A 21,775-nucleotide genomic window follows, 5' to 3' on the forward strand; every position below is an offset into this window, starting at 1 on the left:
GCACTCACTTGGACCAACTGTCCTTGAGCGTCACCGTGCGGTTGAACACAGGCTGCTGGTCGGTGTGGTCTTTCAAATCCGCCACAAAATAACCGTGCCGTTCAAACTGGTAAATGGTTCCTGGCTTGCTGCCCTGGACCGAGGGTTCCAGGTAAGCGGTCACTTCCTTCAATGAGTTGGGGTTCAACACATCCAGAAAGTTGCGCCCACCGGCATCAGGGTGCTCTTCGGTGAACAGGCGGTCATACAGGCGCACCGTGGCCTGCAAGGCTGTGGCGGCGTTCACCCAGTGCAGGTTGCCTTTGACTTTGTAGGTGTCGGCACCGGGTGTGCCGGACTTGCTGTCCAGAAACACATTGGCGTGTACGGCGGTTACCTTGCCATCAGCGTCTTTGTCGCAGCCCGTGCATTCAATCACGTAGCCGTAGCGCAGGCGAACCTTGTTGCCGGGGTAAAGGCGGAAAAATTTTTTCTCGGGCACTTCCTGAAAGTCCTCAGCCTCAATCCACAGGCGTTTGCCGATGGTGAACTGACGTTGACCCCAGTCCTCGTGGTGGGGGTGTACGGGGGCCACGCAGTCGTCGCGCCAATCGTCCGGCACATTGTCCAGAATCAGGGGCAAGGGGTCGAGCACAGCCACGGCGCGGTGAGCGGTTGGGTCCAGTGTGTCGCGCAGGGCACCTTCCAGCACACTGTAATCAATCCATGAATCGGACTTCGACACGCCGATACGGGCGCAGAACAATTGAATGGCCTCGGGTGTGTAACCACGACGGCGCAGGCCAACAATGGTGGGCATGCGTGGGTCGTCCCAACCACTGACACGGCTCTCGTTCACCAACTGTTGAAGCTTGCGCTTGCTGGTCACCACATAGCTGAGGTTCAAACGGGCAAACTCCACCTGCTTGGGCAGCGGGTGGGCCAGCAGGGCTTTCAGCGTGGTGCCATCGGGCAAGGGGTGGTCTTTGGCGAGGTTGCCCAACAGCCAGTCGTAGAAGGGGCGCTGGTCTTCAAATTCCAGCGTACAGAACGAATGGGTAATGCGCTCCATCGCGTCTTCTATGGGGTGCGCAAAGGTGTACATCGGGTACACGCACCAGCGGTCACCAGTGCGGTGGTGGTGGGCGTGTTTGATGCGGTAAATGGCCGGGTCACGCATGTTGATGTTGGGGCTGGCCATGTCGATCTTGGCGCGCAGTACGGCTGCACCATCCGGCAACTGCCCGCCCTGCATGGCCGCAAAACGGGCCAGGTTGTCGGCCACTGGGCGGTCACGGAATGGAGAGTTGACGCCGGCCTGGGTCAAGGTACCCCGATTGGCGCGCATGTCTTCGGCGCTTTGCTCATCCACATAAGCCAAGCCTGCCTTGATCAAGAACTCTGCGCACTCGACCATGAAATCGAAGTAATCGCTGGCGTGGTACAGGTTGTTGCCGCCAAAGTCGTTCCAACCAAAACCCAGCCATTTCACGGCATCCAGAATCGAATTGGCGAATTCCTCGCTTTCCTTTTCCGGGTTGGTGTCGTCAAAACGCATGTGGCAGGCGCCACCGTACTCTTTGGCCAAGCCAAAATTCACACAGATGGCTTTGGCGTGGCCCACGTGCAGGTAGCCATTGGGCTCGGGGGGGAAACGCAGCCGAATGGCCGCCGGGTCAGCCGGTGCACCCGCATGCACAGACGCACCACCGGCCTGCCCGGCCCAGGGGCGGGACTGGTACTCAGGCTTTTGCAAGTCCTGATCGATGATGTTCTTGAGAAAATTGGAAGCTGGGGCGTGATCCGCCCCATTTGGCGTGTTGGCAGCGTTAGACATCGGCGCATCCTGTTGGCAATGCGCCGATGTTAACAAAACCCGGACTAGGCTGTGGCCAGCGGCTCGCCCATCTTGGAAGAAATTCCAGTGAAGGCGAAATCGAGTTCGGGCTGCTGGCCGGACATGATGGCGGCGATGGACCGCGCTGAACCGCAAGAGTGGGTCCAACCCAATGTGCCGTGGCCAGTGTTCAGGTACAGGTTGGGCACCTTGGACAAGCCAATGTAAGGCACGTTGGACGGGGTGGCCGGGCGCAGGCCAGTCCAGTACACCGCCTGTTCAGGGTCGGCCATGCCGGGGAACAGCTCCATCACCCGGCGGGTAATGGCTTTGCAGCGCACATCGTTCAGGTTGGTGCTGTAACCGTTGAGTTCTGCAGTGCCTGCAATGCGCAGTTTGTCGCCCAGGCGGCTGAACACCAGTTTGTATTCATCGTCGGTCAGGCTGACGGATGGGGCCTTGCTGGCGTCATCAATCTTCAAGGTGGCCGAATAGCCTTTGGCGGGGTAAATCAGCAGGTCAACGCCCAAGTCCTTGACGAGCATGGGGCTGTAACTGCCCATGCACAGCAGGTACTTGTCAGCCTTGAGCACCTGCACCTGGCCATCTTGCCCACGCACACGCACGCCACTGATCTGGCCGCCTTCCACGTCCAGGCCCAGAATGGTGGTGTTGTAGCGGAACTGCACGCCCCGATCAGCCGCCAGCTTGGACAGGTTTTGGGTGAACACGTGGGCATCACCACTTTCATCGGCCTCGGTGTAGGTGGCACCGGCAATTTTGTCTTTGACGGTGGCCAATGCTGGCTCAAGGCGCACGGCTTCGTTGGCATCGATCACTTTGCGGTCGCAACCGAATTCGCGCATGATTTCCGCGGGCTCCAGCGCGTCATCGAATTCCTGCTGGTTGGTGTAGAAATGCAGAATACCCTTGGTCAGGCAGTTGTACTCGATGCCGGTTTCTGCGCGCAGTTCCTGCAGGGTGCTGCGGGAAAAGGTGCCGAGGTTGACCATTTGAATGATGTTGTGGCGGGTGCGCTCAGGCGTGCATTCACGCAAAAACTGCATGCCCCAGCGCCACTGGCGGGCGTCTGCACGCAAGCGGAACAACAGGGGTGCGTCTTCCTTCATCAACCACTTGAGTACCTTTTTGGGGGCACCGGGGTTGGCCCAAGGCTCGGCGTGGGACACAGAAATCTGCCCGCCATTGGCGAACGAGGTTTCCATGCCTGCGGCGGGCTGGCGGTCAATGACGGTGACGTCAAACCCTTGTTTGTTCAAAAACCAGGCGGAAGTGGTGCCGACGATACCGGCACCCAGTACGATTGCTTTCATGGGACGAAGCTCCAAAAACAGTTAAGGGCTGCCACGCCACTGGCGCGGTTTAGCCCCTCTCTGTCCTTGTGCCTGAAAGATTCACAGCGAAGGTGTGCTGCTTGCCTCTTCGGCGGCTGTCATCGCGGCAGGTGGCCACGCACAGCGCTCTCCAGATTTCTATGCTGTTGAACCTGTACATGGGCCTGAGCGTTCATGGGGTTTGCGCCTTCGGCGGGCGGGCCATGCGGGCACGCCTCTCTCCAGATTCAACTCTTCGATTGTACCCCCGGCGCCGCCGAGGGTGTTAGTGCTTTCATTCACTTTTTCAGGGCATCGCGGATCTCACGCAACAGAACGATGTCCTCGGGGGTGGGGGGTGCCTCGGCAGGTGCCGCGGGTTCTTCTTTCTTGGCCAGGCCCACCAGGCGGTTCACCTGTTTAACCATCATGAAAATCACAAAGGCCAAAATCGCGAAGTTCAACATCACGGTGAGGAAACTGCCATACGCCAACACCGGCACGCCAGCCTTGCGAACGGCCTCCAGCGTCATGGCGGTGCCTGCGGGCACCTCGGCCAGCGCAATGAACAGGTTGGAGAAGTCCAGATTGCCGACCACACGGCCCACCACGGGCATGATCACGTCTTCAACCAGACTTTTGACGATGCCACTGAACGCACCGCCGATGATCACGGCCACCGCCAGGTCCACCACATTGCCTTTCACCGCAAAATCACGAAATTCTTTGAGCAAACTCACAGGGCCTCCTGCCAACTGGGTTAAACAATGAAAAATCCACACCGGGCCAGATTATCACTGTGGAAAGCCCCGGTGGGCAATGCCGGGCTGGGGCCAAGGTGATAAAATCGCAGCTCTTTGATTTTGAGCATGAAAGCACGCCATGGCAGGACATTCCAAGTGGGCCAATATCCAGCACCGTAAAAACCGGCAGGACGAAAAACGGGGCAAGGTCTGGACCAAAATCATCCGTGAAGTCAGCGTGGCCGCCCGTGTCGGTGGCGGAGATGTCAGCGCCAACCCCCGCCTGCGTTTGGCCCTGGAAAAAGCCGCCGACGCCAACATGCCCAAAGACAACGTGCAACGGGCCATTGCCAAAGCCACAGGCGAAGCCGAGGGCGTGAACTACGAAGAAATCCGCTATGAAGGGTACGGTGTAGGTGGCGCGGCCGTCATCATCGACTGCATGACAGACAACCGCGTGCGCACCGTGGCTGAAGTTCGCCATGCCCTGACCAAACACGGCGGCAACCTGGGCACCGACGGCTCGGTGGCCTTCATGTTCAAGCACTGCGGCCAGTTCATGTTCGCCCCCGGCACCTCGGAAGACCAGGTGATGGAGTTGGCGCTTGAAAACGGTGCCGACGACATCATCACCCACGAAGACGGCATGATCGAGGTGACCTGCCCGGTGACTGAATTCCATCAGGTCAAAACTGCCTTCGAGGCGGCAGGCCTGAAGGCCGAGGCTTCGGAGCTGACCATGAAACCCGCCTCGGACACAGAACTGAGTGGCGATGACGCCGTGCGCATGCAAAAAATCATCGATATGCTGGAAGACCTGGATGACGTCCAGCAGGTGTACACCAACGCCGTATTCAACGACTGATCGGAGCTCGACAACCATGAAAATTCTCGTAGTGGGCTCCGGTGGCCGCGAACATGCGATGGCTTGGCGCATTGCCCAAGCCCCGCGCGTCACCAAAGTGTTTGTAGCCCCCGGCAATGGCGGCACCGCACTGGAAGACAAACTGGAAAACGTCGCCATCACCGACCTGAAAGCGCTGGCCGATTTCGCTGAACAAGAAGGGGTACACCTCACCGTGGTGGGCCCGGAAGCGCCGCTGGCCGCGGGCATCGTGGACACTTTCCGCCTGCGTGGCTTGCGCATCTTTGGCCCTGCCAAGCTGGCCGCGCAACTGGAAAGCTCCAAGGATTACGCCAAGGCCTTCATGAAGCGCCACGGCATTCCCACAGCCGAGTACGAAACCTTCACCGACGCGGCCAAAGCCCACACCTATGTGAACCAGCGTGGCGCGCCCATCGTGATCAAGGCCGACGGGCTGGCCGCCGGCAAAGGCGTGGTCGTGGCCATGTCGCTGGACGAAGCCCACCAAGCCATCGACGACATGCTGCTGGGCAACTCCATGGGTTCTGCAGGCTCCCGCGTGGTGATTGAAGAATTTCTGGATGGCGAAGAAGCCAGCTTCATCGTGATGGTGGACGGCACCCACGCTTTGGCCATGGCTTCCAGCCAGGACCACAAGCGCCTGCTGGACAATGACCAAGGCCCCAACACGGGCGGCATGGGCGCCTACAGCCCTGCCCCGGTGGTCACCCCCACCATGCATGCGCGGGTGATGCGTGAGGTCATCTACCCCACCATCAACGGCATGAAAAAAGACGGCCTGATTTACACCGGCTTTCTGTACGCCGGTTTGATGATCGACGCGGCTGGCGATGTGAAGGTTCTGGAGTTCAATTGCCGCATGGGCGACCCTGAAACCCAGCCCATCATGATGCGCCTGAAAAGCGATTTCGTTGAACTGCTGGACCACGCCATTGACGGCACACTGGACAAAATCGACGCGGAATGGGACCGCCGCACCGCCTTGGGCGTGGTGCTGGCTGCCCACAACTACCCGGGCACCCCACGCACTGGCGATGTCATCAACATCACTGGCAAAGGCAGCTCCGAAGGCATGGTGTTCCACGCGGGCACGGTGGAGAAGGACGGCAAACCCTACACCGCAGGCGGCCGCGTGCTGTGCGCCACCGCGCTGGGCGAATCGGTTCGCCAAGCCCAAAGCAAAGCCTACGAACTGGTCGGCACCGTTCAATTTGACGGCATGCAATACCGGTCCGACATTGGTTACCGCGCCATCAACCGCAAGTAAACCGACCCAGGGCCACCATGCGACTGCCTGACGAGGACATTCTGGCTGCACGGCTTTGGTTTCAGGGCCTGCAGGACCGAATCATTGACGGCTTGGCCGAGGTGGAAAACGCCCCGTTCCTGAGCGACAGTTGGGAACGCGCCGAAGGTGGCGGCGGCCGAAGCCGCCTGGTGGAAAACGGCAGTTTTCTGGAACGCGGTGGCGTCAACTTCAGCCATGTGATGGGCACCCAATTGCCGGGGTCGGCCACTGCCGCCCGCAAAGAACTGGCTGGCGCATCGTTCGAAGCCATGGGCGTTTCATTGGTGCTGCACCCCCGCAACCCCTATGTGCCCACCGTGCACATGAATGTGCGCCTGTTTGTGGCCCAAACCCCGTCAGGCGATTCAGTGTGGTGGTTTGGCGGCGGCATGGACCTGACCCCTTATTACGGGCAGGAAGAAGACGCACGGCATTTTCACCAAAGCTGCAAAAATGCGCTGGCCCCGTTCGGGCCTGAATACCACCCGCGCTTCAAAACCTGGTGCGACCAATATTTTTTTCTGAAACACCGCAACGAACCCCGGGGCGTAGGCGGGGTGTTTTTTGACGACTTTTCCGAACTGGGCTTTGAACAGAGTTTTGCATTGACCCGCAGTGTGGGCGACGCATTTTTGGGCGCCTACCTGCCCATCGCGCAACGGCGCATGCACATGCCTTTCGGCGAGCGTGAGCGCGATTTCCAAGCCTACCGCCGTGGCCGTTATGTGGAATTCAACCTGGTGTTTGACCGGGGCACGCTGTTCGGCCTGCAAAGCGGCGGGCGAACCGAATCCATCCTGATGAGCATGCCACCCGAGGTGAAATGGCGGTACAACTGGCAGCCTGAAGCGGGCAGCCCTGAAGCCAGGCTGTACACCGACTTTCTCGTACACCGCGACTGGTTGGCCTGAACACCTGTTCGTTGACGGAACTGCCCCGGGTACAGCGTTACCTATTTGGGCGTTTTCAACAACAAACACCTGTCATGCCACCAAACATCAACCCCCACAACGCATCACGAGGGATTCACTCCCAAGCGCATCGCCTGCACATTCCCGAATGGCTGCAGCAGCGTTACCTGCTGAGAACCACGCCGCAGCGCTTGGCCCTATCGCTGTTGGCAGACGCAAGCAACGGCCCCAGGGTAGTGGGCCCCAATCACGGCATGCCAGAACCCGTGGTTCAGCGCACGCTGCCCAATGGAATTTTGGAACAGGGCAAATTCGAATCGACCCACTTTCTCAAGCAGACCATTCTGACTGAAGGCCTTCGGCAACATCCCGATGGCCGCTGCCTGATTGGTAGCTTCCGCTTGGACGACCCGAATGACAACCCACTGCAAGACGGCATCATTCTCTGCAAAACCCAGTTCAATACACCTTCCGGCAATTGGCACCACCTGTCCAAGGGCATACACAGCGACACCAGTTATGCAGGTATTCAACTGCTGGAAACGGGCATACTGAGAACCAAAAATACCTGGCAAGTCGGCGAGTTCGACTCAAACCTGCATTTGGGCCATCACCTGCTGCATGGCACGATCATCTACGCCGATGGGCATTGTGTGGACGTGCTGTTTGGCGAGCCCGTGAACGAAAAAGGCCCCCTGTATCAGGCTGCGCTCGAGAGCAGCCCTTTGGCCCGGGGCCTGGCCAATCTTCGCCAAAAACCCGACGCGCCCCTGCAGTATCACAAGGACAGGTTCATCCAGCGGATGGAACTGCTGGGCCAAGGTGACACCAAGTGCGATTTGGGTTTTGCAGTTCGGCAACTGATGCCCGTCGTTCAGGCGGCCACCGACAAGCAAGACTTGCTGGCCCGCATGATTGAAGTGACCCATGCACTGGAACCCCTAGTGCTGGCGCCGGTGGTGCTCGACAGGAATACCGTCAAGTGCTACGTGAACCTAATCCTGTACTTCACCAACCTCGGCGGCACCGGCCAGCGGGTGTAAGCGCTCCCGGCAAGGCTTGTGCAGGGTACACTGACCCTTTGAACAGGTATCGGGCGCGATGAGCCACTCTGCCAAACAGGTTTGCCTCATTGGGGGCAGCTTCAACCCCATTCACATGGGCCATCTTCAGATGGCCCGCTCGGCCCAAGCCCATTGCATGGCCGATGAAGTGTGGTTTGTGCCCGCCGGGCAGCCTTGGCAAAAAGCCAATGAAGAACTGGCACCAGCCCAGCAGCGTTTGCGCATGGTGGAGCTGGCGATTGAAGGTGTTCATTCCTGGCGGGTTGAGGCCCATGAAGTTGAACATCAAGGCCCCACCTACACCGTGGACACGCTGGAAGCACTGAGCGACCAATACCCCGAGCATCGTTTTGTGTGGATCATCGGCGCTGACCAATTGGCCAACCTCACCAGTTGGAAACACTGGGAAAGCCTGTTCGACTACGCCCGCATAGGCGTGGTGGACCGCATTCAGTGGGGCGAATTCACAGTGCCTGATTTGCTCAAGCGCCACCTCATCCACAACCGGCTGTTCCGCATTCCCATGCCCAGTGTGAACTTAAGCTCCACCCTGATTCGCCGGCAGTTTGCCCTGCTGGGCAACAACGACCCCCAAATTCAGGAAACTGCACGCATGACCCTGGAAGGTGGGCTGCCCTCAGCGGTGTTGACTTACCTGCGCAACCACCCGATTTACCCTTCGAAAACCTGAGGATTCAGGGCGTTGCGAGACTTTGGTATACTACGGCCTTATTCTGCCCCCCCGTAAACCATGGACCTGCGCAAACTGCAACGTGTCGTCATCGACGCGCTCGAAGACGTCAAAGCCCAAGACATCGCCGTTTTTGACACCTCCCACATCAGCGATGTGTTTGACCGCGTTGTGCTGGCCAGCGCCACCAACAACCGTCAAACCCGCGCATTGGCCAAAAACGTACACGACAAAGCCCGCGCCAACGACTTCGAAGTGCTCAGCATTGAAGGCGAAGAAACCGGGGAATGGGTGCTGGTGGATTTGGGCGACATCGTGGTGCACATCATGCAGCCCGCCATCCGCAGTTACTACAACCTGGAAGAAATCTGGGGTGACAAAAAAGTGCGGGTCAAACTGAACCCGCACAGCCTGAGCGTGCCGCAGCCCGGCATCGACTACTTCCCACAGTCCAACGCTTACCCGAACCTGGCCTCGTGAAAATCACGGTGCTGGCCCTGTCCCACAAAATCGAACCGTGGGCCCAGCAGGCTGTTGACCAGTTCATCAAACGCTTCCCGGCAGACTGGAAAGTCACCATCAAGGAAATGAAACCCGAGGACCGTTCGGGCGGCAAACCCACCGAACAGGTGCTGGCCAAAGAAGCCGAGCGGCTGCGCGCCGCCGTGCCCAAAGGCGCTTTGATGGTGGCCCTGGACGAGCGCGGTTTAAGGCTGACCAGCAAGGCCTTGGCCGACCAACTGCTGGCTTGGCATGACGCCAGCGAGAACCTCTGCCTGCTGATCGGCAGTGCCGATGGTCTGGATGTGAACCTCAAAAGCCAGTGCCATGCACTGTGGCGCATTTCCGACCTCACCCTGCCACACGCCATGGTCCGCGCCCTGCTGATTGAAACCCTGTACCGCAGTTGGTCCATTCTTGCGGGCCACCCCTACCACCGGGAGTAATCCAATGACCTTGCTGCACGCTTGCGGACTGCCTGACACGGTGTGGCTGGCTTCTCAAAGCCCGCGCCGCAAAGCCCTCCTGGAAACACTGGGCCTTGGGGTTCAGGTGTTTTTGCCCCACACAGGCGCTGCCGCTGAAGCGCTGGAGGCCCCTTTGCCCGGCGAAGCTGCACTGGCTTATGTACGCAGGGTGACCTCACTGAAACTGGATGCTGCGGTCAACGCCATGATTACCCAAGGAATTACCGGTGGCGTGGTGCTGGCCGCCGACACCACCGTGGCTTTGGGCGACACCATTCTGGGCAAACCCGCCGACGCTGGCGAGGCGCGGTCTACCCTGCGCAGTTTGTCCGACACCCAGCATGCGGTGCACACCGGGGTGGCTGTGGCTGCACTGGGGCACCGCCTACGCACTGGTTTTCTGCAGCCCATGGTGTGCGTTCAAACGTCGACAGTGGCGGTGCAAGCCCTGCCCGAGGCCTTCATCGACGCCTACATCAACAGCGGCGAGCCCTTCGACAAGGCCGGGGCCTACGGCATTCAGGGGGTGTTCGGCCAGTGGGTCAGCCACATTTCGGGCAGTCATTCTGGCATCATGGGTTTGCCGGTGTTCGAAACCAGTGCCTTGCTTCGTCAGGCCTGGGCTTTGGAAACCAGCCTGTCCAACACCCAATAACACTTGCAGTCTTAGAAGCATTCCGGATGATCAACGAACAAATTCTGGTCAACGTCACCCCGCAGGAAACCCGAGTGGCGGTTGTACAGCATGGCGCGGTGCAGGAACTGCACATCGAACGCACCTCCACCCGCGGTATTGTCGGCAATGTGTACCTGGGCAAAGTGGTCCGGGTGTTGCCCGGCATGCAATCGGCTTTTGTGGACATCGGCCTGGAACGGGCCGCCTTCCTGCACGTGGCTGACTTGTGGGAACACCGCAGCTACAACCACCACCAGTCGAAACAAGGCAGCACGCCACCGCCCGCCATTGAAAAAATGGTGTTTGAAGGCCAAACCCTGATTGTGCAGGTGAGCAAAGACCCACTGGGCACCAAGGGCGCGCGGCTGACTACACAAATCAGCCTGGCTGGCCGCATGCTGGTGCACCTGCCCCAAGACCCACACATCGGCGTGTCCCAACGCATTGAAAACGAAGGCGAGCGCGAAGAACTGCGTGCCAAGCTGACCCGTCTGCTGCCGGAAAACACAGGCGGTTTCATCATTCGCACCCACGCCGAAGAAGCCACCGACGATGAACTGGTGGCGGATGTGAACTACCTGCGCCGACGCTGGGCAGAAATGTTGGACCAGACCAAACGAAAACCTGCACCCAGCCTTATTTACGAAGACCTGACCATGGGCCAGCGTGTGGTGCGCGACTTGGTGTGCGACGACACCCAGGCCATTTTGGTGGACTCGAAAGAAAGTTTTCGTAACCTTCAAACCTTTGCGGAAACCTACGCCGCCGAGGTGCTGGACCGCATCAAACTGCATGAAGGCGAACGGCCACTGTTTGAGATTTACAACGTCGAAGACGAAATTCAAAAAGCGCTGGGCCGACGGGTGGATTTGAAATCGGGCGGTTACCTCATCATCGACCAAACCGAAGCACTGACCACCATTGACGTGAACACAGGCGGCTACATCGGCGCACGCAATTTTGAAGAAACCGTGTTCAAAACCAATCTTGAAGCCGCACAGGCCATCGCCCGGCAGCTTCGGCTGCGTAACCTCGGTGGCATCATCGTGATTGATTTCATCGACATGAGCGATGAGCAACACAAAGCGTCAGTGCTGGGCGAGTTGCGCAAAGCCTTGGACCGTGACCGTGCCCGAACCAGTGTCACCGACTTCTCGGCCCTTGGGCTGGTGGAAATGACCCGCAAGCGCACCCGCGAAAGCCTGGCCCACCTGCTGTGCGAACCCTGCCCGTCCTGCCAGGGCAAAGGGCAAGTGAAAACCGCACAAACTGTGGCCTACGACATCATGCGGGAAATTGTGCGTGAAGCGCGCCAGTTCAACCCCAAGGAATTCCGCATTCTGGCCAGCCAAGCGGTGATTGATCTGTTTCTGGAAGAAGAGGCCGCACACTTGGCCATGCTGGAAGAGTTCGTGGGCAAACCCATCACCTTGCAAGTGGACAACCTGTTTGCCCAGGAACACTACGACATCATTCTGACCTGAACGGCCCGCCATGCCGCTGCACGACCACATCGCCAACCGGCTGGACGAGTTGCAACAGGTGCAGTTGCGGCGCCGTTTACCGGCATGCCCACCGGGGTCTGGGGAACTGGATTTTTCCAGCAACGACTACCTCGGCCTGTCCACCCACCCTGAGGTGATTGAAGCCGGTGTCGTCGCGGCCCAGCGCTTTGGTGCGGGGGCCACGGGTTCGCGCCTCTTGTCAGGCAACCTGGATTGTTTTGAAGCCCTCGAAGCCCAAGTGGCCGCCTTCAAGGGCAGCCAGGCCGCGCTGGTGATGAACAGCGGCTACCAAGCCAACAGCAGCGCGTTGGCGGCCCTGTTGGACAAAGCCTTGTGGGGCTGCGTGCCGCAGGTGTTCACCGACCGGCTGAACCACGCCAGCCTGCACCACGCCTGCCAGTTGGCGGGCGTGCGCCAACACCGTTTCCGACACAACGACTTGGCCCACCTGGCCGAATTGTTGGCCCAAACTGATGCGGCGAATACCCCAAAAATCATCGTGACCGAAACCGTGTTTGGCATGGAAGGCGACACCCTGCCCGTGGTCGAGCTGGCCGAACTGGCCTTGGCCCATGGTGCCTTGGTCTATTTGGATGAAGCCCACGCCACCGGCGTTTGGGGCCCACAGGGGCGCGGGCTGGGCGCCACAGAACACCCCGCCATTGAGGCCCTGAAAGCCATGGGGCACTGGGTGGTGATGGGCACCTTCAGCAAAGCGGTCGGCGTGGCTGGGGCTTACTTGGCGGTGTCCCAAGCCGTGAAAGATTACCTGCTCAACCGTTGCACCGGTTTTGTGTATTCCACAGCCCCCTCGCCTTTTGTGACAGGGGCTGTCAGCCGTGCGCTGGAACTGATTCCGGGCATGGATGCCCAGCGGGCCTTGATTGCCCGGCAGGCCGATGCCCTGCGCGCGCACTTGGCGGGTTGCGGCTTGAACAGCGGGTTGTCCAACACCCACATCGTGCCTGTGGTGGTGGGTGAGGCGCAGGCCAGCCTGCACCTGAAAGCCCACTTGGAACAACTGGGCTTGAGAAGCTCTGCCGTGCGCCCCCCCACGGTGCCGCCACACACGGCGCGCGTGCGTTTGGCCCTGAGCGCCCGGCACAGCCCTGCTGCACTGGAGGCCTTGCACAACGCCTTGCGCACCTGGGTGCGGCCTGCATCGTGAACAAACCCGGTTGCGTGGTGATGTGCCATGGCTGGGCGTATGGCCCCAGCCTGTTCGACCCCTTTCTTCACTGGGTGAGGGAACAACACCCCAAGCTGTGGGCCGCGCTGCAATGGGTGACTGTGGACTTGGGGTACGGGAAAGCCACCGTACCCAGCAACCCGGGCACGCTTCACTACGCGAACCTCAGCCAGCTCGACCCGGCTGAATGTGTGGCCATTGGGCATTCGCTGGGCTTTGCCAAACTTCTGGAACACAGCACCCAATGGGCCCATGTGGTCAGCGTTGGGGGGTTCACACACTTTTGCAGCCTACCCAAGGCACCGGAAGGCACCGCCCCCCGGGTGTTGGACCGCATGATCACACGAGCTGACATGGATTTGCCCACGGTGTTGGCGGATTTTCAGGCCCGCTGCGGCCTGCCGTTGCCCAACGCACACAGCAGCACATGGAACGGTGCGGCCCTGCTCAGCGACCTGCACCTGCTCAAATCGATTGACGTCAGCACCCAATTGACTGAGCACATTCAGGCCAAAGGCCTTGCGACCAGCCTTGAGTTTTCCGAGGATGCAATAGTGCCTGCAAACCTCAGCGCCGCTTGCTTCCAAGGCAAAGCGCTGCGCACCACAACACCGGGGCCTCACGCTGGCTTGGGGCTGAACAGCACGGGGTATACTGGCGTGGTTAGCGCCATTGAACGCGCTCTGAATTGAACACCTGTTGCACACCCAATGTCTGCCCTGCACCCCCCGTTGACCACCGTTGAATTGCCGGAGCATGCCCGCCGTTTTTCCAAGGCAGCGGCGCAGTACCCGCACCATGCCCGGGTGCAACAACGGGCAGCCCAGCACCTTTGGCAGTGGGCCAAGCCAGCACTTGCAGACACCCCTGCCCCAAAAGCCTGTGTGGACGTCGGTTGTGGTACCGGCACATTGACCCGACTGGTGATGGACAGCCTGCCCGGTGTCCCCATGCATGCGGTGGACATTGCCCCAGGCATGTTGCAGGCCCTTCGGGACAGCACACCGGACGACGCCCCGCTGCACACCCACCTGCTAGATGGCGAAACCCTCAGCCTGGAGCAGTTGTGGATCCCCACCCAATCGCTGCTGGTGTCGAACATGTGCGCCCAGTGGTTTAATGACCTTGACGCCGCCGTGCGCCGTTGGTTAACCGTGTCCGACACCTTGGCCTTCAGCGTCTTGCTGGACGATTCCTTCACCGTCTGGAAGGACGCCCACACCACCTGCGGCCAACCCTGCAACCTGCGGCGCCTGCCCACACGGCTGGAGATTGACCAACTGCTGAACGGCTTGCGCAGCGAAGGCCTGGCCCAACACACCGCCCTGCACACCCATGAGTTTTTGGACCAACACCCCAATGGCCTGTCGTTTGCGCGGGGTTTGCGGGCCATTGGTGCCGACGTGGGACAAACAGGCCAACCAGCCCAGCTTCGGCGGGTACTGTCGCATTTGAATCAGCCCTGCACCTTCAACTATCACCTGGCGTTTGTGCTGATTCAGCGCAAACCTGCAACGCAATCATGAGCTCTCAGCGTGTGTTCATCACCGGCACCGACACAGGTGTTGGAAAAACCCTGATCAGTGCGTGGCTGTGCACCCACTGGGCCAGCCATTACTGGAAGCCCATCCAAAGCGGGCTGGACGACACCACCGACAGCCAGTGGGTGCACACCCTGAGTGGTGTTCACACCTGGCCTGAACGGCACCGCTTGGCCGCCCCCCTCTCGCCCCACCAATCGGCCGCGCGTGAAGGCGTGGACATTCAACTGAGCGACTTTGAATACCCCGCCGGGGACAGGCTGTTGATTGAAGGCGCGGGCGGGTGTGTCGTGCCCCTGAACTGGCAACACACCATGCTGGACCTGATGGCCCACCTGCAAGCCCCCGTGCTGCTGGTGGCCCGCAGCACCTTGGGCACCATCAACCACACCTGTTTGTCACTTCAAGCCCTGCGGGCGCGGGGCATTCCCGTGCTGGGTGTGGTGTTGTCAGGCCCGGCCAACCCGGAGAACCTGCGGTCCATCGAACACTTTGGACAAACCCGCGTGCTGGGGCAACTGCCTTGGCTCGACACCGTCAGCCGCGAAGCCCTGCTCGCCCACCCCCTGCCACAGCCTTTGCTGCAAGCACTGAACGCATGAACCCCAACCTCACCCCCTTGCTGCTCGACGACGCGCAGTATTGCTGGCACCCCTTCACACAGATGAAAACCGCCAGTACACCACTGGCCGTGGTGCGCGGGGAAGGCGAATTTCTGTGGGACGAACAAGGCCGCCGATACTTCGACGGCGTGTCCAGTTGGTGGGTCAACCTGCACGGGCACAGCCACCCGGCCATTGCCAAGGCCATCGCTGACCAGGCCCGCACGCTGGAACACGCCATGTTTGCGGGCATCACCCACCCGCCCGCCGTGGCACTGGCCAAAGCCCTGATTGAGCGCAGCCCGCCCCCCATGGCCAAAGTGTTCTTTTCTGACAATGGGTCCACCGCCATTGAAGTGGCCCTGAAAATGGTGTTTCAGTATTGGCAAAACCAGGGGCAACCTCAACGGCGGCGCATCATCGCGCTGGAAGGCGGCTACCACGGCGACACCTTCGGGGCCATGGCCGCAGGCCGCTCCAGCGGGTTCTACGACCCATTCAAGCCTTGGCTGTTTGAGGTGGACTTCCTGCCTGCCGCGCCGATTGATACCTTGGGCACCAGCGCCGCCACCGAGGAAGCCAGCCTCAAGGCCCTTGACCGGCTACTGAACCCCATCGAAGGGCAGGCTCTGCCTGCAGCTCTCATTCTGGAACCGCTGGTGCAAGGGGCCAGTGGCATGCGAATGATGCGGGCCGAACATGTGGCGGCCCTGTGCAGGCGGGCGCAACAAGCCGGTGTACTGGTGATTTTCGATGAAGTATTCACCGGCTTTGGCCGCACTGGCACCCTGTTTGCGGCTGATGCCATTGCCACCTATGGTGGTCAAGCCGACCTCATCTGCCTGTCCAAAGGCCTGACGGGTGGCTTCATGCCCATGGCCGTCACCCTCACCTCACAGGCGGTGTACGACGCGTTTTTAAGCGACAACGTACACCACGCCCTGCTGCATGGCCATTCCTACACCGCCAACCCGCTGGGCTGTGCCGCAGCGCTCGCAAGCCTGGCCTTGCTCAACGAGCCCGCCACCCAAGCCCGCATGGCCGACATTGCCAGCACCCACGAACGCTGGCTGGCCACACTGCGTAGCCACCCCGCCGTTGAAAACCCCAGGCGCTGCGGCACCATTGCAGCCTTTGAGCTAAAATCCCGACAGAACAACTATGGTTCGTCGGTCAGCCAGTGGATCCGCGAAACAGGCCTGCAACTGGGCCTGCTGCTTCGCCCGCTGGGCAACACCGTTTACTGGGTGCCACCCTATTGCACCTCAGTGGACACGCTGGACTGGGCCTACACCGCCCTGCTCACACTCATCGACCGCTGGACCCAACACAACGCGCCGGACACAGGCAGCGAACTATTCTGAAGGAAGCACATGGAAAGCCAAATCACCTGGGTGAAACCACCCAAGGCCACCTGCGGCACAGAAGCCGCACCACAACGCTGGACTGTTGAAGCCATTGAAGCCCTGTTCGCGGTGCCTTTCATGGACTTGATGTTCCGCGCCCAACAAGTGCACCGCGAACATTTCGACGCCAACACCGTGCAGTTGTCCACCCTGCTGTCCATCAAAACCGGCGGCTGCCCCGAAGACTGCGCCTACTGCCCACAGTCCGCCAAGTACGACACGGGTGTGGATGCTGAAAAGCTGATGCCGCTTGAAGACGTGTTGCAAGCCGCGCAAGCGGCCAAAGACAAAGGCGCCACCCGCTTCTGCATGGGGGCCGCATGGCGCAGCCCCAAAGACCACCACATTGAAGCCGTGGGCGAAATGGTGAGTGCGGTGAAGGCCATGGGCCTTGAAACCTGCGTCACCCTGGGCATGCTGAAAGACCACCAAGCCCAAGCGCTGAAGGGTGCCGGGCTGGACTACTACAACCACAACCTGGACACTTCGCCCGACTTCTACGGCGACATCATCAGCACCCGCACCTACCAAGACCGGCTGGACACACTGGATCGCGTGCGCGACGCAGGCATCAAAGTGTGTTGCGGCGGCATTGTGGGCCTGGGTGAGAACGAAACCCAACGCGCGGGCCTCATCGCCCAGTTGGCCAATATGGACGAGCCGCCCGAAAGTGTGCCCATCAACAACCTGGTGAAAGTGGAAGGCACCCCTCTGGCCGACAACACTGACATTGACCCGCTGGACTTTGTGCGCACCATCGCCGTGGCCCGCATCACCATGCCCAAGTCGTATGTGCGCCTGTCTGCAGGCCGCGAACAAATGAATGAAAGCACGCAGGCCCTGTGTTTCCTGGCAGGTGCCAACTCGATTTTCTACGGCGACAAGTTGCTGGTGACCAACAACCCCCAATTGGACCGAGACACCCAGTTGTTTGAGAAACTGGGCATCAAGCGACTTGAGAACTGATTGCGCAAAGCTGTTGATTTGATTGGGTTTCGAGGCCATTAAAACACCGAAAAACTCATTCAAATCAGCAAGTTAACCTCAAATTACCCCCCACCTCGGCACTTCATCCCCCAAAAACTTGGTCGCATAATGGAACCGTTCGCCCACCTGCGTGTTCCTAAACAGCAGGAGCGGCGCGATTGGAGGAGGTTGCCATCATGCACAAGTTCACACTGCCCACCCTGGTGCTGTCAGCCTGCCTGACATCCCCCCTGCCCGCACTGGCGCAAGCCAGCGGCCTCACCCTGAACCTGGATGATGAAAGCCCGCTGAGTAAATGGGGGCGATGGACCTACTTCGACCAAAGCGGCAGTGGTTACAGCTTCAAGCTTCACCAAGACCGCGCACGCATGCCCTTGACGGCCAACTGGCGCGAAGGCAACTGGGTGTTCAAGCTGAACAAAGATGTGCTGACCGACCGCCACGACCTGTTTTTTGGCCTTCGCCTGTCGGAAGACCAATTGCAGACCACCTCGCTAGGCTGCATGAGCAACAGCAAGAAGAATGGTTACGGCACCGCCATGTGCGGGGTGCAACTGGATTTGAATTTGAAGTGATTCAAGCTTGCGCTTGATTGTGCGCAGCACCAACAAAAAAGCCACCCGAGGGTGGCTTTTTCTCATCCGATTAAACCCGAGGGTTCAATTAGAAGTTGTGGCGTACACCAACCACGAAGCTATCCGCATCGCGGTTCAGGCCAGAGGCAACTGCGGCCACGTTAGTGGTTGTTGTCACGCCTGTAGCTGTGCTAGTGGAAGCGCTAGTGGAAGCCGCCACACCGTTGCCAGCGTCGAAGCGAGTACGGTTAAAGCCAGTGTACAAACGTGTACGCTTGCTCAGGTCATAGTAGTAGGCCAATTGAGCTTGGCTAGTTTCAGCGTTAGCGGCGATATCCTCGCGCTCTGCTTTTGCGTAAAACGCATAAACACCGCCTTTACCAATCTTGTAATCACCATGCAGACCAAACTGACTGTTTTTGTCGTCCCGGCCAGCAGCAGTAGGCTGTTCGAGCTTAACTTGAGCGAGCAAGCCGCCAACTGTCAAATCACCGTATGTGTATTTCGAACCCAACTGAAACACACTCTTAACGGAAGTCACACCTGCCGCGGTCGCAGCTGTCTGCTGGCCGGCTGAGCGGTCAAGACGCTGATAGCCGCCGCCGATTTCAAGGGCACCGACCTTATAGTTAGCTGCAACCTCTGTCGAGCGCAGATCATTTTCACGGATACCACCGACGGAGTTTTGAACGTCGTTAGTACCGCCGAGGGCATGACGCACGGAAACAGCAACGCCTGCAATGTTACCAGCGTAGCCGAAGGAGTTGGAGGTGCGCTGTTCGCGGTTAATGGCGGACGCAGGAACCAAACCACCTACAGTATTAACCACGGTGGTTGTGGTCGGGTTGTTCACAGTAGAAACGGATGAAGTCAAGCTAGGCAGTACACCAGTAGCGCCAACCGTGGCGAAATCGCCTGCGTTATTGTTAACTGTACCCAAGAAGGTCTGAGCTTGGTTGTACAGAGGGGCTTGAGAATCGTTACCACCGTCCTGTGTACCAGCAACGAAAGTACCCCACGCGGAGTCTTTAAAGCCCAGGTAGGAGTGACGAGCAGCGCTCAGCCCGCTGGCTGTGCTGTTGTCGGTACTGATCGCAAGTTCATATGCGAAAATAGCAGCCAAGCCACCACCCAGGTCTTCAACACCACGCACACCCAGACGGGAAGCGTAGTTTTCCAACGCTACGTTACTACCAGAGGCCACACCGTTTGCGCCGTCGTATTTCTGATTCACAACGGCTTGGTGTACGCGGCCGTATACGGTCACGTTGGAGGCGTCAGCGAAAACTGGGGCAGCAAAGGCCAGACCCAGAGCAGCAGCTACGAGCTTCTTGTTCATATTTCACCCTTATTAGTGTTGGTTGAATATCTGCCGGAACTTGCGTTGCGGCACAGGGGACAATGTACACGGGCACCCAGCGGGTAACCAACCAATTCATGGTGTGACACATCAAAAACCGGCAGTTTTGTGGCTGCGGTGCAACACGCTAACCCTGTCATTTTGGCGTCACAAACTTCGCCCCTACACGCTCGGCATGCAGGGCTGGCGCGGGTTTCACTTCCAAGGCGTGCTCACGGGGCAGTGGGCGTATAGATGTGGTTTCAGGCCAACACCACGCGGTCTTGGCGGCCCATTTCCAGACAAATTCGAGGGATGACCGGGCAATGGGCATTCACCCGGTCCGCGTAGGCCAGCAGGCCCAACACTTGGGGCAGGTCCACCAGCTCACAGGCCACGCCGGTTTGCTGCGCAACAGCCTTGGCTTGGCGGGCCTGCAGCAGCGGTTGTTGGGTGTCCCGCCACACGGCATGCACAGTCAGCACACCAGCTTGTGGGCCAAGTGCCGCGCCATGGGTGTGCGCTTGCAGCATATTGTTCAGGGTCGGCCACACGGTCAGCACTTTCAAGTCGCGGGGGTTGGCTTGGCGCATCAAGCGGGTGGCCCAGGCCAGGGCGGAGACCCCGGCCTGCAGCAGGGGGGGCGCGGGCCCGTCATTGAAAAAGGGGCAGTCCACCACAGGCACAGGGCGCAGCGCCTTCAGCAGGCCGGGCACCCAGTCTGGTGCTTGCCCAAACCCACCAGCCGCAGAATCGCTGGCCGGGGCCAGCAGCGCCTGCCAGGGCAATTGGGCCAGTTTTCGGTGTTGACGGCGCACCTGCCACCAGTGCCCCAGCCGCGGTTGCCCTTTGCGCAGCGGGTTGGCTGCCAACAGGGGAATGTGGGCGGAGGCCACAGTGTCCATCTCAAACAGACAGAACAAGGGTTTGGGGCCCAGCAGCACCCAGTCGGCGTCTGGCCGGGCCTGCTGAAGGCGGAACAAGGCACGCCGAATGCCCAAGGCTTGGGCCACACTGGGGCCCACCACCACACCTATGACAGGCTGGGCGGGCAGGCTGGCCAGCCAGGGCAGTGTGTCAGCCATGCCGGCGGGGGCTGTGCCCCAGGCGTTTAAGGTCAAGGTTGGAAATCTGACCAATGAGGCCTATCAGGCCATCGAGGTTGCTGTTGCGGCCAAACTGGGCCTGCACGGTTTCTTTGCCCACTTGGGCACGCTGACGGGCAGCCACCGGGTCTGCCAACACGGCAGTCAGGGTTTGAACCCAAGCGGCCTGGGCCCCTGCGGCGTGCGGTGCTGGGCATACCCAGCCGGTTTGCCCGTCCACCACGGTTTCGGGCAGGCCGCCCACTTGGCTAACCACCACGGGCACGCCCAAGCCCAAAGCTTCAATCTGGCTCATGCCCAGCGGTTCATAGCTGGAGGGCATCACCAACACGTCGGCTCGGGCAATCAGCGGGGCCACGGGGTTGAGCATGCCGGGCAACACCACATGGTCAGCAATGCCCAGCCTGCGGGCTTCCTCGGCCACCGCTTCGCGCAGCTCGCCCTCGCCGGCCGCGATGTAAGTCAGGCCCGGAAACTGCGGCAAGAGGGCTTTAACCACATTCAGCATAAAGCTGTGGCCCTTCTCCAGCCGAAACATGGCCGCATGAACAATCACCGGGCGGCGGGCCATGTCACTGAGGGTGCTCATCAGGCTGGCTGGCAAAGCCGTTTGTTCGGCATCGCGCTCAATGCCTTGAAAATCCACACCGGGGTAAAGCACGCCGATTTTTTCGGGCAGCACACCACTGTTTTGCAGCAGCTGGTCTTTCAAGGCCTTGCTGGGGGTGAAGGTTTGGTCGAACAACTGGTTGTAGGTGAAGGCTTTGGCGGAGCCCACTTGGTAAGTGCGCATACGGATGAGGCTGGGCCGGGGGTTCAGCAGGTTCAGCCGGGCCAGTGCGTGTACGGTGAGGGCGCACAGGTTGGAATCGTGCCCACTGTGGCACACCACCGCCACAGGCCGGTGTTTGCGCAGCAGTTGGGTCAGTTTCACCACACTGGGCGGGTGTAGGGCATTGCGAAACCCGAGGTGTTCCACTGCCAGGCCCAGTTTTCTGGCCTCTTGGGCAATGCGGCTGTCGGGCCGGCACAGCACACGGGGCTCAAAGCCTTTGGCGCGCAAACCGGTGGCCTGCTGCAGCAATTGCAACTCCTGCCCGCCCAGGTTGCGGGAGCTTTCCGCGAAAAAGATGCTGGTCATGCTCGGC

General features: G+C 60.0%; 22 protein-coding genes and 1 riboswitch. Of the genes, 16 read left to right on the forward strand and 6 right to left on the reverse strand.

Annotated features, from left to right (window positions below; all coding sequences use genetic code 11):
- Nucleotides 1-4: 4 nt before the first annotated feature.
- The 3 genes from ACK4FF_RS08790 to mscL form a co-directional block, all read right to left on the reverse strand.
- Nucleotides 5-1,816 (reverse strand): glutamine--tRNA ligase/YqeY domain fusion protein, encoded by a 1,812-nt coding sequence (locus ACK4FF_RS08790; protein WP_409707561.1) that lies wholly within the window; start codon nt 1,814-1,816, stop codon nt 5-7.
- 44 nt (nt 1,817-1,860) lie between these two features.
- Nucleotides 1,861-3,150, reverse strand: coding sequence for a D-amino acid dehydrogenase (locus ACK4FF_RS08795; protein ID WP_409707564.1), 1,290 nt, complete (start codon nt 3,148-3,150; stop codon nt 1,861-1,863).
- 163 nt (nt 3,151-3,313) lie between these two features.
- Nucleotides 3,314-3,406, reverse strand: a riboswitch (glycine riboswitch).
- 43 nt (nt 3,407-3,449) lie between these two features.
- Nucleotides 3,450-3,890 (reverse strand): large conductance mechanosensitive channel protein MscL, encoded by a 441-nt coding sequence (gene mscL / locus ACK4FF_RS08800; RefSeq protein WP_409707567.1) that lies wholly within the window; start codon nt 3,888-3,890, stop codon nt 3,450-3,452.
- Nucleotides 3,891-4,032: 142 nt separating this feature from the next.
- On the opposite strand from mscL, the gene ACK4FF_RS08805 reads away from it, so the two are divergent.
- From ACK4FF_RS08805 to ACK4FF_RS08880, 16 genes are all read left to right on the forward strand, one after another.
- On the forward strand, nt 4,033-4,758 hold the full coding sequence (locus ACK4FF_RS08805; RefSeq protein WP_409707570.1) for a YebC/PmpR family DNA-binding transcriptional regulator: 726 nt from the start codon (nt 4,033-4,035) through the stop codon (nt 4,756-4,758).
- Between the two features lie 16 nt (nt 4,759-4,774).
- Nucleotides 4,775-6,046 (forward strand): phosphoribosylamine--glycine ligase, encoded by a 1,272-nt coding sequence (purD, locus tag ACK4FF_RS08810; protein ID WP_409707573.1) that lies wholly within the window; start codon nt 4,775-4,777, stop codon nt 6,044-6,046.
- A 17-nt stretch (nt 6,047-6,063) separates the two neighbouring features.
- On the forward strand, nt 6,064-6,978 hold the full coding sequence (hemF, locus tag ACK4FF_RS08815; protein ID WP_409707576.1) for an oxygen-dependent coproporphyrinogen oxidase: 915 nt from the start codon (nt 6,064-6,066) through the stop codon (nt 6,976-6,978).
- 74 nt (nt 6,979-7,052) lie between these two features.
- Complete coding sequence (locus ACK4FF_RS08820; protein ID WP_409707579.1) at nt 7,053-8,021, forward strand: hypothetical protein; 969 nt, start codon at nt 7,053-7,055, stop codon at nt 8,019-8,021.
- Nucleotides 8,022-8,079: 58 nt separating this feature from the next.
- Nucleotides 8,080-8,733 (forward strand): nicotinate (nicotinamide) nucleotide adenylyltransferase, encoded by a 654-nt coding sequence (gene nadD / locus ACK4FF_RS08825; protein ID WP_409707582.1) that lies wholly within the window; start codon nt 8,080-8,082, stop codon nt 8,731-8,733.
- Nucleotides 8,734-8,793: 60 nt separating this feature from the next.
- Entirely contained in the window at nt 8,794-9,213 is a 420-nt protein-coding gene (rsfS, locus tag ACK4FF_RS08830; protein ID WP_409707585.1) for a ribosome silencing factor, read from the forward strand.
- On the forward strand, nt 9,210-9,680 hold the full coding sequence (rlmH, locus tag ACK4FF_RS08835; RefSeq protein ID WP_409707588.1) for a 23S rRNA (pseudouridine(1915)-N(3))-methyltransferase RlmH: 471 nt from the start codon (nt 9,210-9,212) through the stop codon (nt 9,678-9,680). The genes rsfS and rlmH overlap by 4 nt, the downstream gene beginning before the upstream one ends.
- 4 nt (nt 9,681-9,684) lie before the next feature.
- Entirely contained in the window at nt 9,685-10,356 is a 672-nt protein-coding gene (locus tag ACK4FF_RS08840) for a Maf family protein (protein ID WP_409707591.1), read from the forward strand.
- Nucleotides 10,357-10,385: 29 nt separating this feature from the next.
- Nucleotides 10,386-11,861 (forward strand): ribonuclease G, encoded by a 1,476-nt coding sequence (rng, locus tag ACK4FF_RS08845; protein WP_409707896.1) that lies wholly within the window; start codon nt 10,386-10,388, stop codon nt 11,859-11,861.
- Between the two features lie 10 nt (nt 11,862-11,871).
- Entirely contained in the window at nt 11,872-13,050 is a 1,179-nt protein-coding gene (locus tag ACK4FF_RS08850) for an aminotransferase class I/II-fold pyridoxal phosphate-dependent enzyme (RefSeq protein WP_409707594.1), read from the forward strand.
- On the forward strand, nt 13,047-13,763 hold the full coding sequence (locus tag ACK4FF_RS08855; RefSeq protein WP_409707597.1) for an alpha/beta fold hydrolase: 717 nt from the start codon (nt 13,047-13,049) through the stop codon (nt 13,761-13,763). The genes ACK4FF_RS08850 and ACK4FF_RS08855 overlap by 4 nt, the downstream gene beginning before the upstream one ends.
- A gap of 18 nt (nt 13,764-13,781) precedes the next feature.
- On the forward strand, nt 13,782-14,597 hold the full coding sequence (locus ACK4FF_RS08860; RefSeq protein WP_409707600.1) for a methyltransferase: 816 nt from the start codon (nt 13,782-13,784) through the stop codon (nt 14,595-14,597).
- Complete coding sequence (gene bioD, locus ACK4FF_RS08865; protein WP_409707603.1) at nt 14,594-15,214, forward strand: dethiobiotin synthase; 621 nt, start codon at nt 14,594-14,596, stop codon at nt 15,212-15,214. Before ACK4FF_RS08860 ends, bioD begins: the two co-directional genes overlap by 4 nt.
- Nucleotides 15,211-16,578: an adenosylmethionine--8-amino-7-oxononanoate transaminase gene (gene bioA / locus ACK4FF_RS08870; RefSeq protein ID WP_409707606.1), complete on the forward strand. Its 1,368-nt coding sequence runs from the start codon at nt 15,211-15,213 to the stop codon at nt 16,576-16,578. The genes bioD and bioA overlap by 4 nt, the downstream gene beginning before the upstream one ends.
- A 9-nt stretch (nt 16,579-16,587) precedes the next feature.
- Nucleotides 16,588-17,586: a biotin synthase BioB gene (bioB, locus tag ACK4FF_RS08875; RefSeq protein ID WP_409707609.1), complete on the forward strand. Its 999-nt coding sequence runs from the start codon at nt 16,588-16,590 to the stop codon at nt 17,584-17,586.
- Nucleotides 17,587-17,783: 197 nt separating this feature from the next.
- A complete protein-coding gene (locus ACK4FF_RS08880; RefSeq protein ID WP_409707612.1) occupies nt 17,784-18,182 on the forward strand; it encodes a hypothetical protein in 399 nt (132 codons plus the stop codon).
- Nucleotides 18,183-18,270: 88 nt separating this feature from the next.
- Here ACK4FF_RS08880 and ACK4FF_RS08885 read toward each other — a convergent pair whose 3' ends face one another.
- From ACK4FF_RS08885 to ACK4FF_RS08895, 3 genes are all read right to left on the reverse strand, one after another.
- Complete coding sequence (locus ACK4FF_RS08885; protein WP_409707615.1) at nt 18,271-19,521, reverse strand: porin; 1,251 nt, start codon at nt 19,519-19,521, stop codon at nt 18,271-18,273.
- A gap of 263 nt (nt 19,522-19,784) precedes the next feature.
- Nucleotides 19,785-20,606, reverse strand: a complete 822-nt coding sequence (locus ACK4FF_RS08890) for a hypothetical protein (RefSeq protein ID WP_409707618.1) — start codon at nt 20,604-20,606, stop codon at nt 19,785-19,787.
- Nucleotides 20,599-21,768, reverse strand: a complete 1,170-nt coding sequence (locus ACK4FF_RS08895) for a glycosyltransferase (protein WP_409707621.1) — start codon at nt 21,766-21,768, stop codon at nt 20,599-20,601. Before ACK4FF_RS08895 ends, ACK4FF_RS08890 begins: the two co-directional genes overlap by 8 nt.
- Nucleotides 21,769-21,775 lie beyond the last annotated feature (7 nt).

The organism is Limnobacter sp., assembly GCF_046297615.1.
Taxonomy (GTDB): Bacteria; Pseudomonadota; Gammaproteobacteria; order Burkholderiales; family Burkholderiaceae_B; genus Limnobacter.

Coding starts and splice junctions, on each gene's coding strand:
- ACK4FF_RS08850 (WP_409707594.1), top strand. CDS start 11,872: ATGCCGCTGCACGACCACATCGCCAACCGGCTGGACGAGTTGCAACAG.
- ACK4FF_RS08805 (WP_409707570.1), top strand. CDS start 4,033: ATGGCAGGACATTCCAAGTGGGCCAATATCCAGCACCGTAAAAACCGG.
- ACK4FF_RS08890 (WP_409707618.1), bottom strand. CDS start 20,606: ATGGCTGACACACTGCCCTGGCTGGCCAGCCTGCCCGCCCAGCCTGTC.
- ACK4FF_RS08840 (WP_409707591.1), top strand. CDS start 9,685: ATGACCTTGCTGCACGCTTGCGGACTGCCTGACACGGTGTGGCTGGCT.
- ACK4FF_RS08895 (WP_409707621.1), bottom strand. CDS start 21,768: ATGACCAGCATCTTTTTCGCGGAAAGCTCCCGCAACCTGGGCGGGCAG.
- bioB (WP_409707609.1), top strand. CDS start 16,588: ATGGAAAGCCAAATCACCTGGGTGAAACCACCCAAGGCCACCTGCGGC.
- ACK4FF_RS08880 (WP_409707612.1), top strand. CDS start 17,784: ATGCACAAGTTCACACTGCCCACCCTGGTGCTGTCAGCCTGCCTGACA.
- bioD (WP_409707603.1), top strand. CDS start 14,594: ATGAGCTCTCAGCGTGTGTTCATCACCGGCACCGACACAGGTGTTGGA.
- nadD (WP_409707582.1), top strand. CDS start 8,080: ATGAGCCACTCTGCCAAACAGGTTTGCCTCATTGGGGGCAGCTTCAAC.
- ACK4FF_RS08820 (WP_409707579.1), top strand. CDS start 7,053: ATGCCACCAAACATCAACCCCCACAACGCATCACGAGGGATTCACTCC.
- ACK4FF_RS08885 (WP_409707615.1), bottom strand. CDS start 19,521: ATGAACAAGAAGCTCGTAGCTGCTGCTCTGGGTCTGGCCTTTGCTGCC.
- ACK4FF_RS08795 (WP_409707564.1), bottom strand. CDS start 3,150: ATGAAAGCAATCGTACTGGGTGCCGGTATCGTCGGCACCACTTCCGCC.
- bioA (WP_409707606.1), top strand. CDS start 15,211: ATGAACCCCAACCTCACCCCCTTGCTGCTCGACGACGCGCAGTATTGC.
- rsfS (WP_409707585.1), top strand. CDS start 8,794: ATGGACCTGCGCAAACTGCAACGTGTCGTCATCGACGCGCTCGAAGAC.
- hemF (WP_409707576.1), top strand. CDS start 6,064: ATGCGACTGCCTGACGAGGACATTCTGGCTGCACGGCTTTGGTTTCAG.
- ACK4FF_RS08860 (WP_409707600.1), top strand. CDS start 13,782: ATGTCTGCCCTGCACCCCCCGTTGACCACCGTTGAATTGCCGGAGCAT.
- purD (WP_409707573.1), top strand. CDS start 4,775: ATGAAAATTCTCGTAGTGGGCTCCGGTGGCCGCGAACATGCGATGGCT.
- ACK4FF_RS08790 (WP_409707561.1), bottom strand. CDS start 1,816: ATGTCTAACGCTGCCAACACGCCAAATGGGGCGGATCACGCCCCAGCT.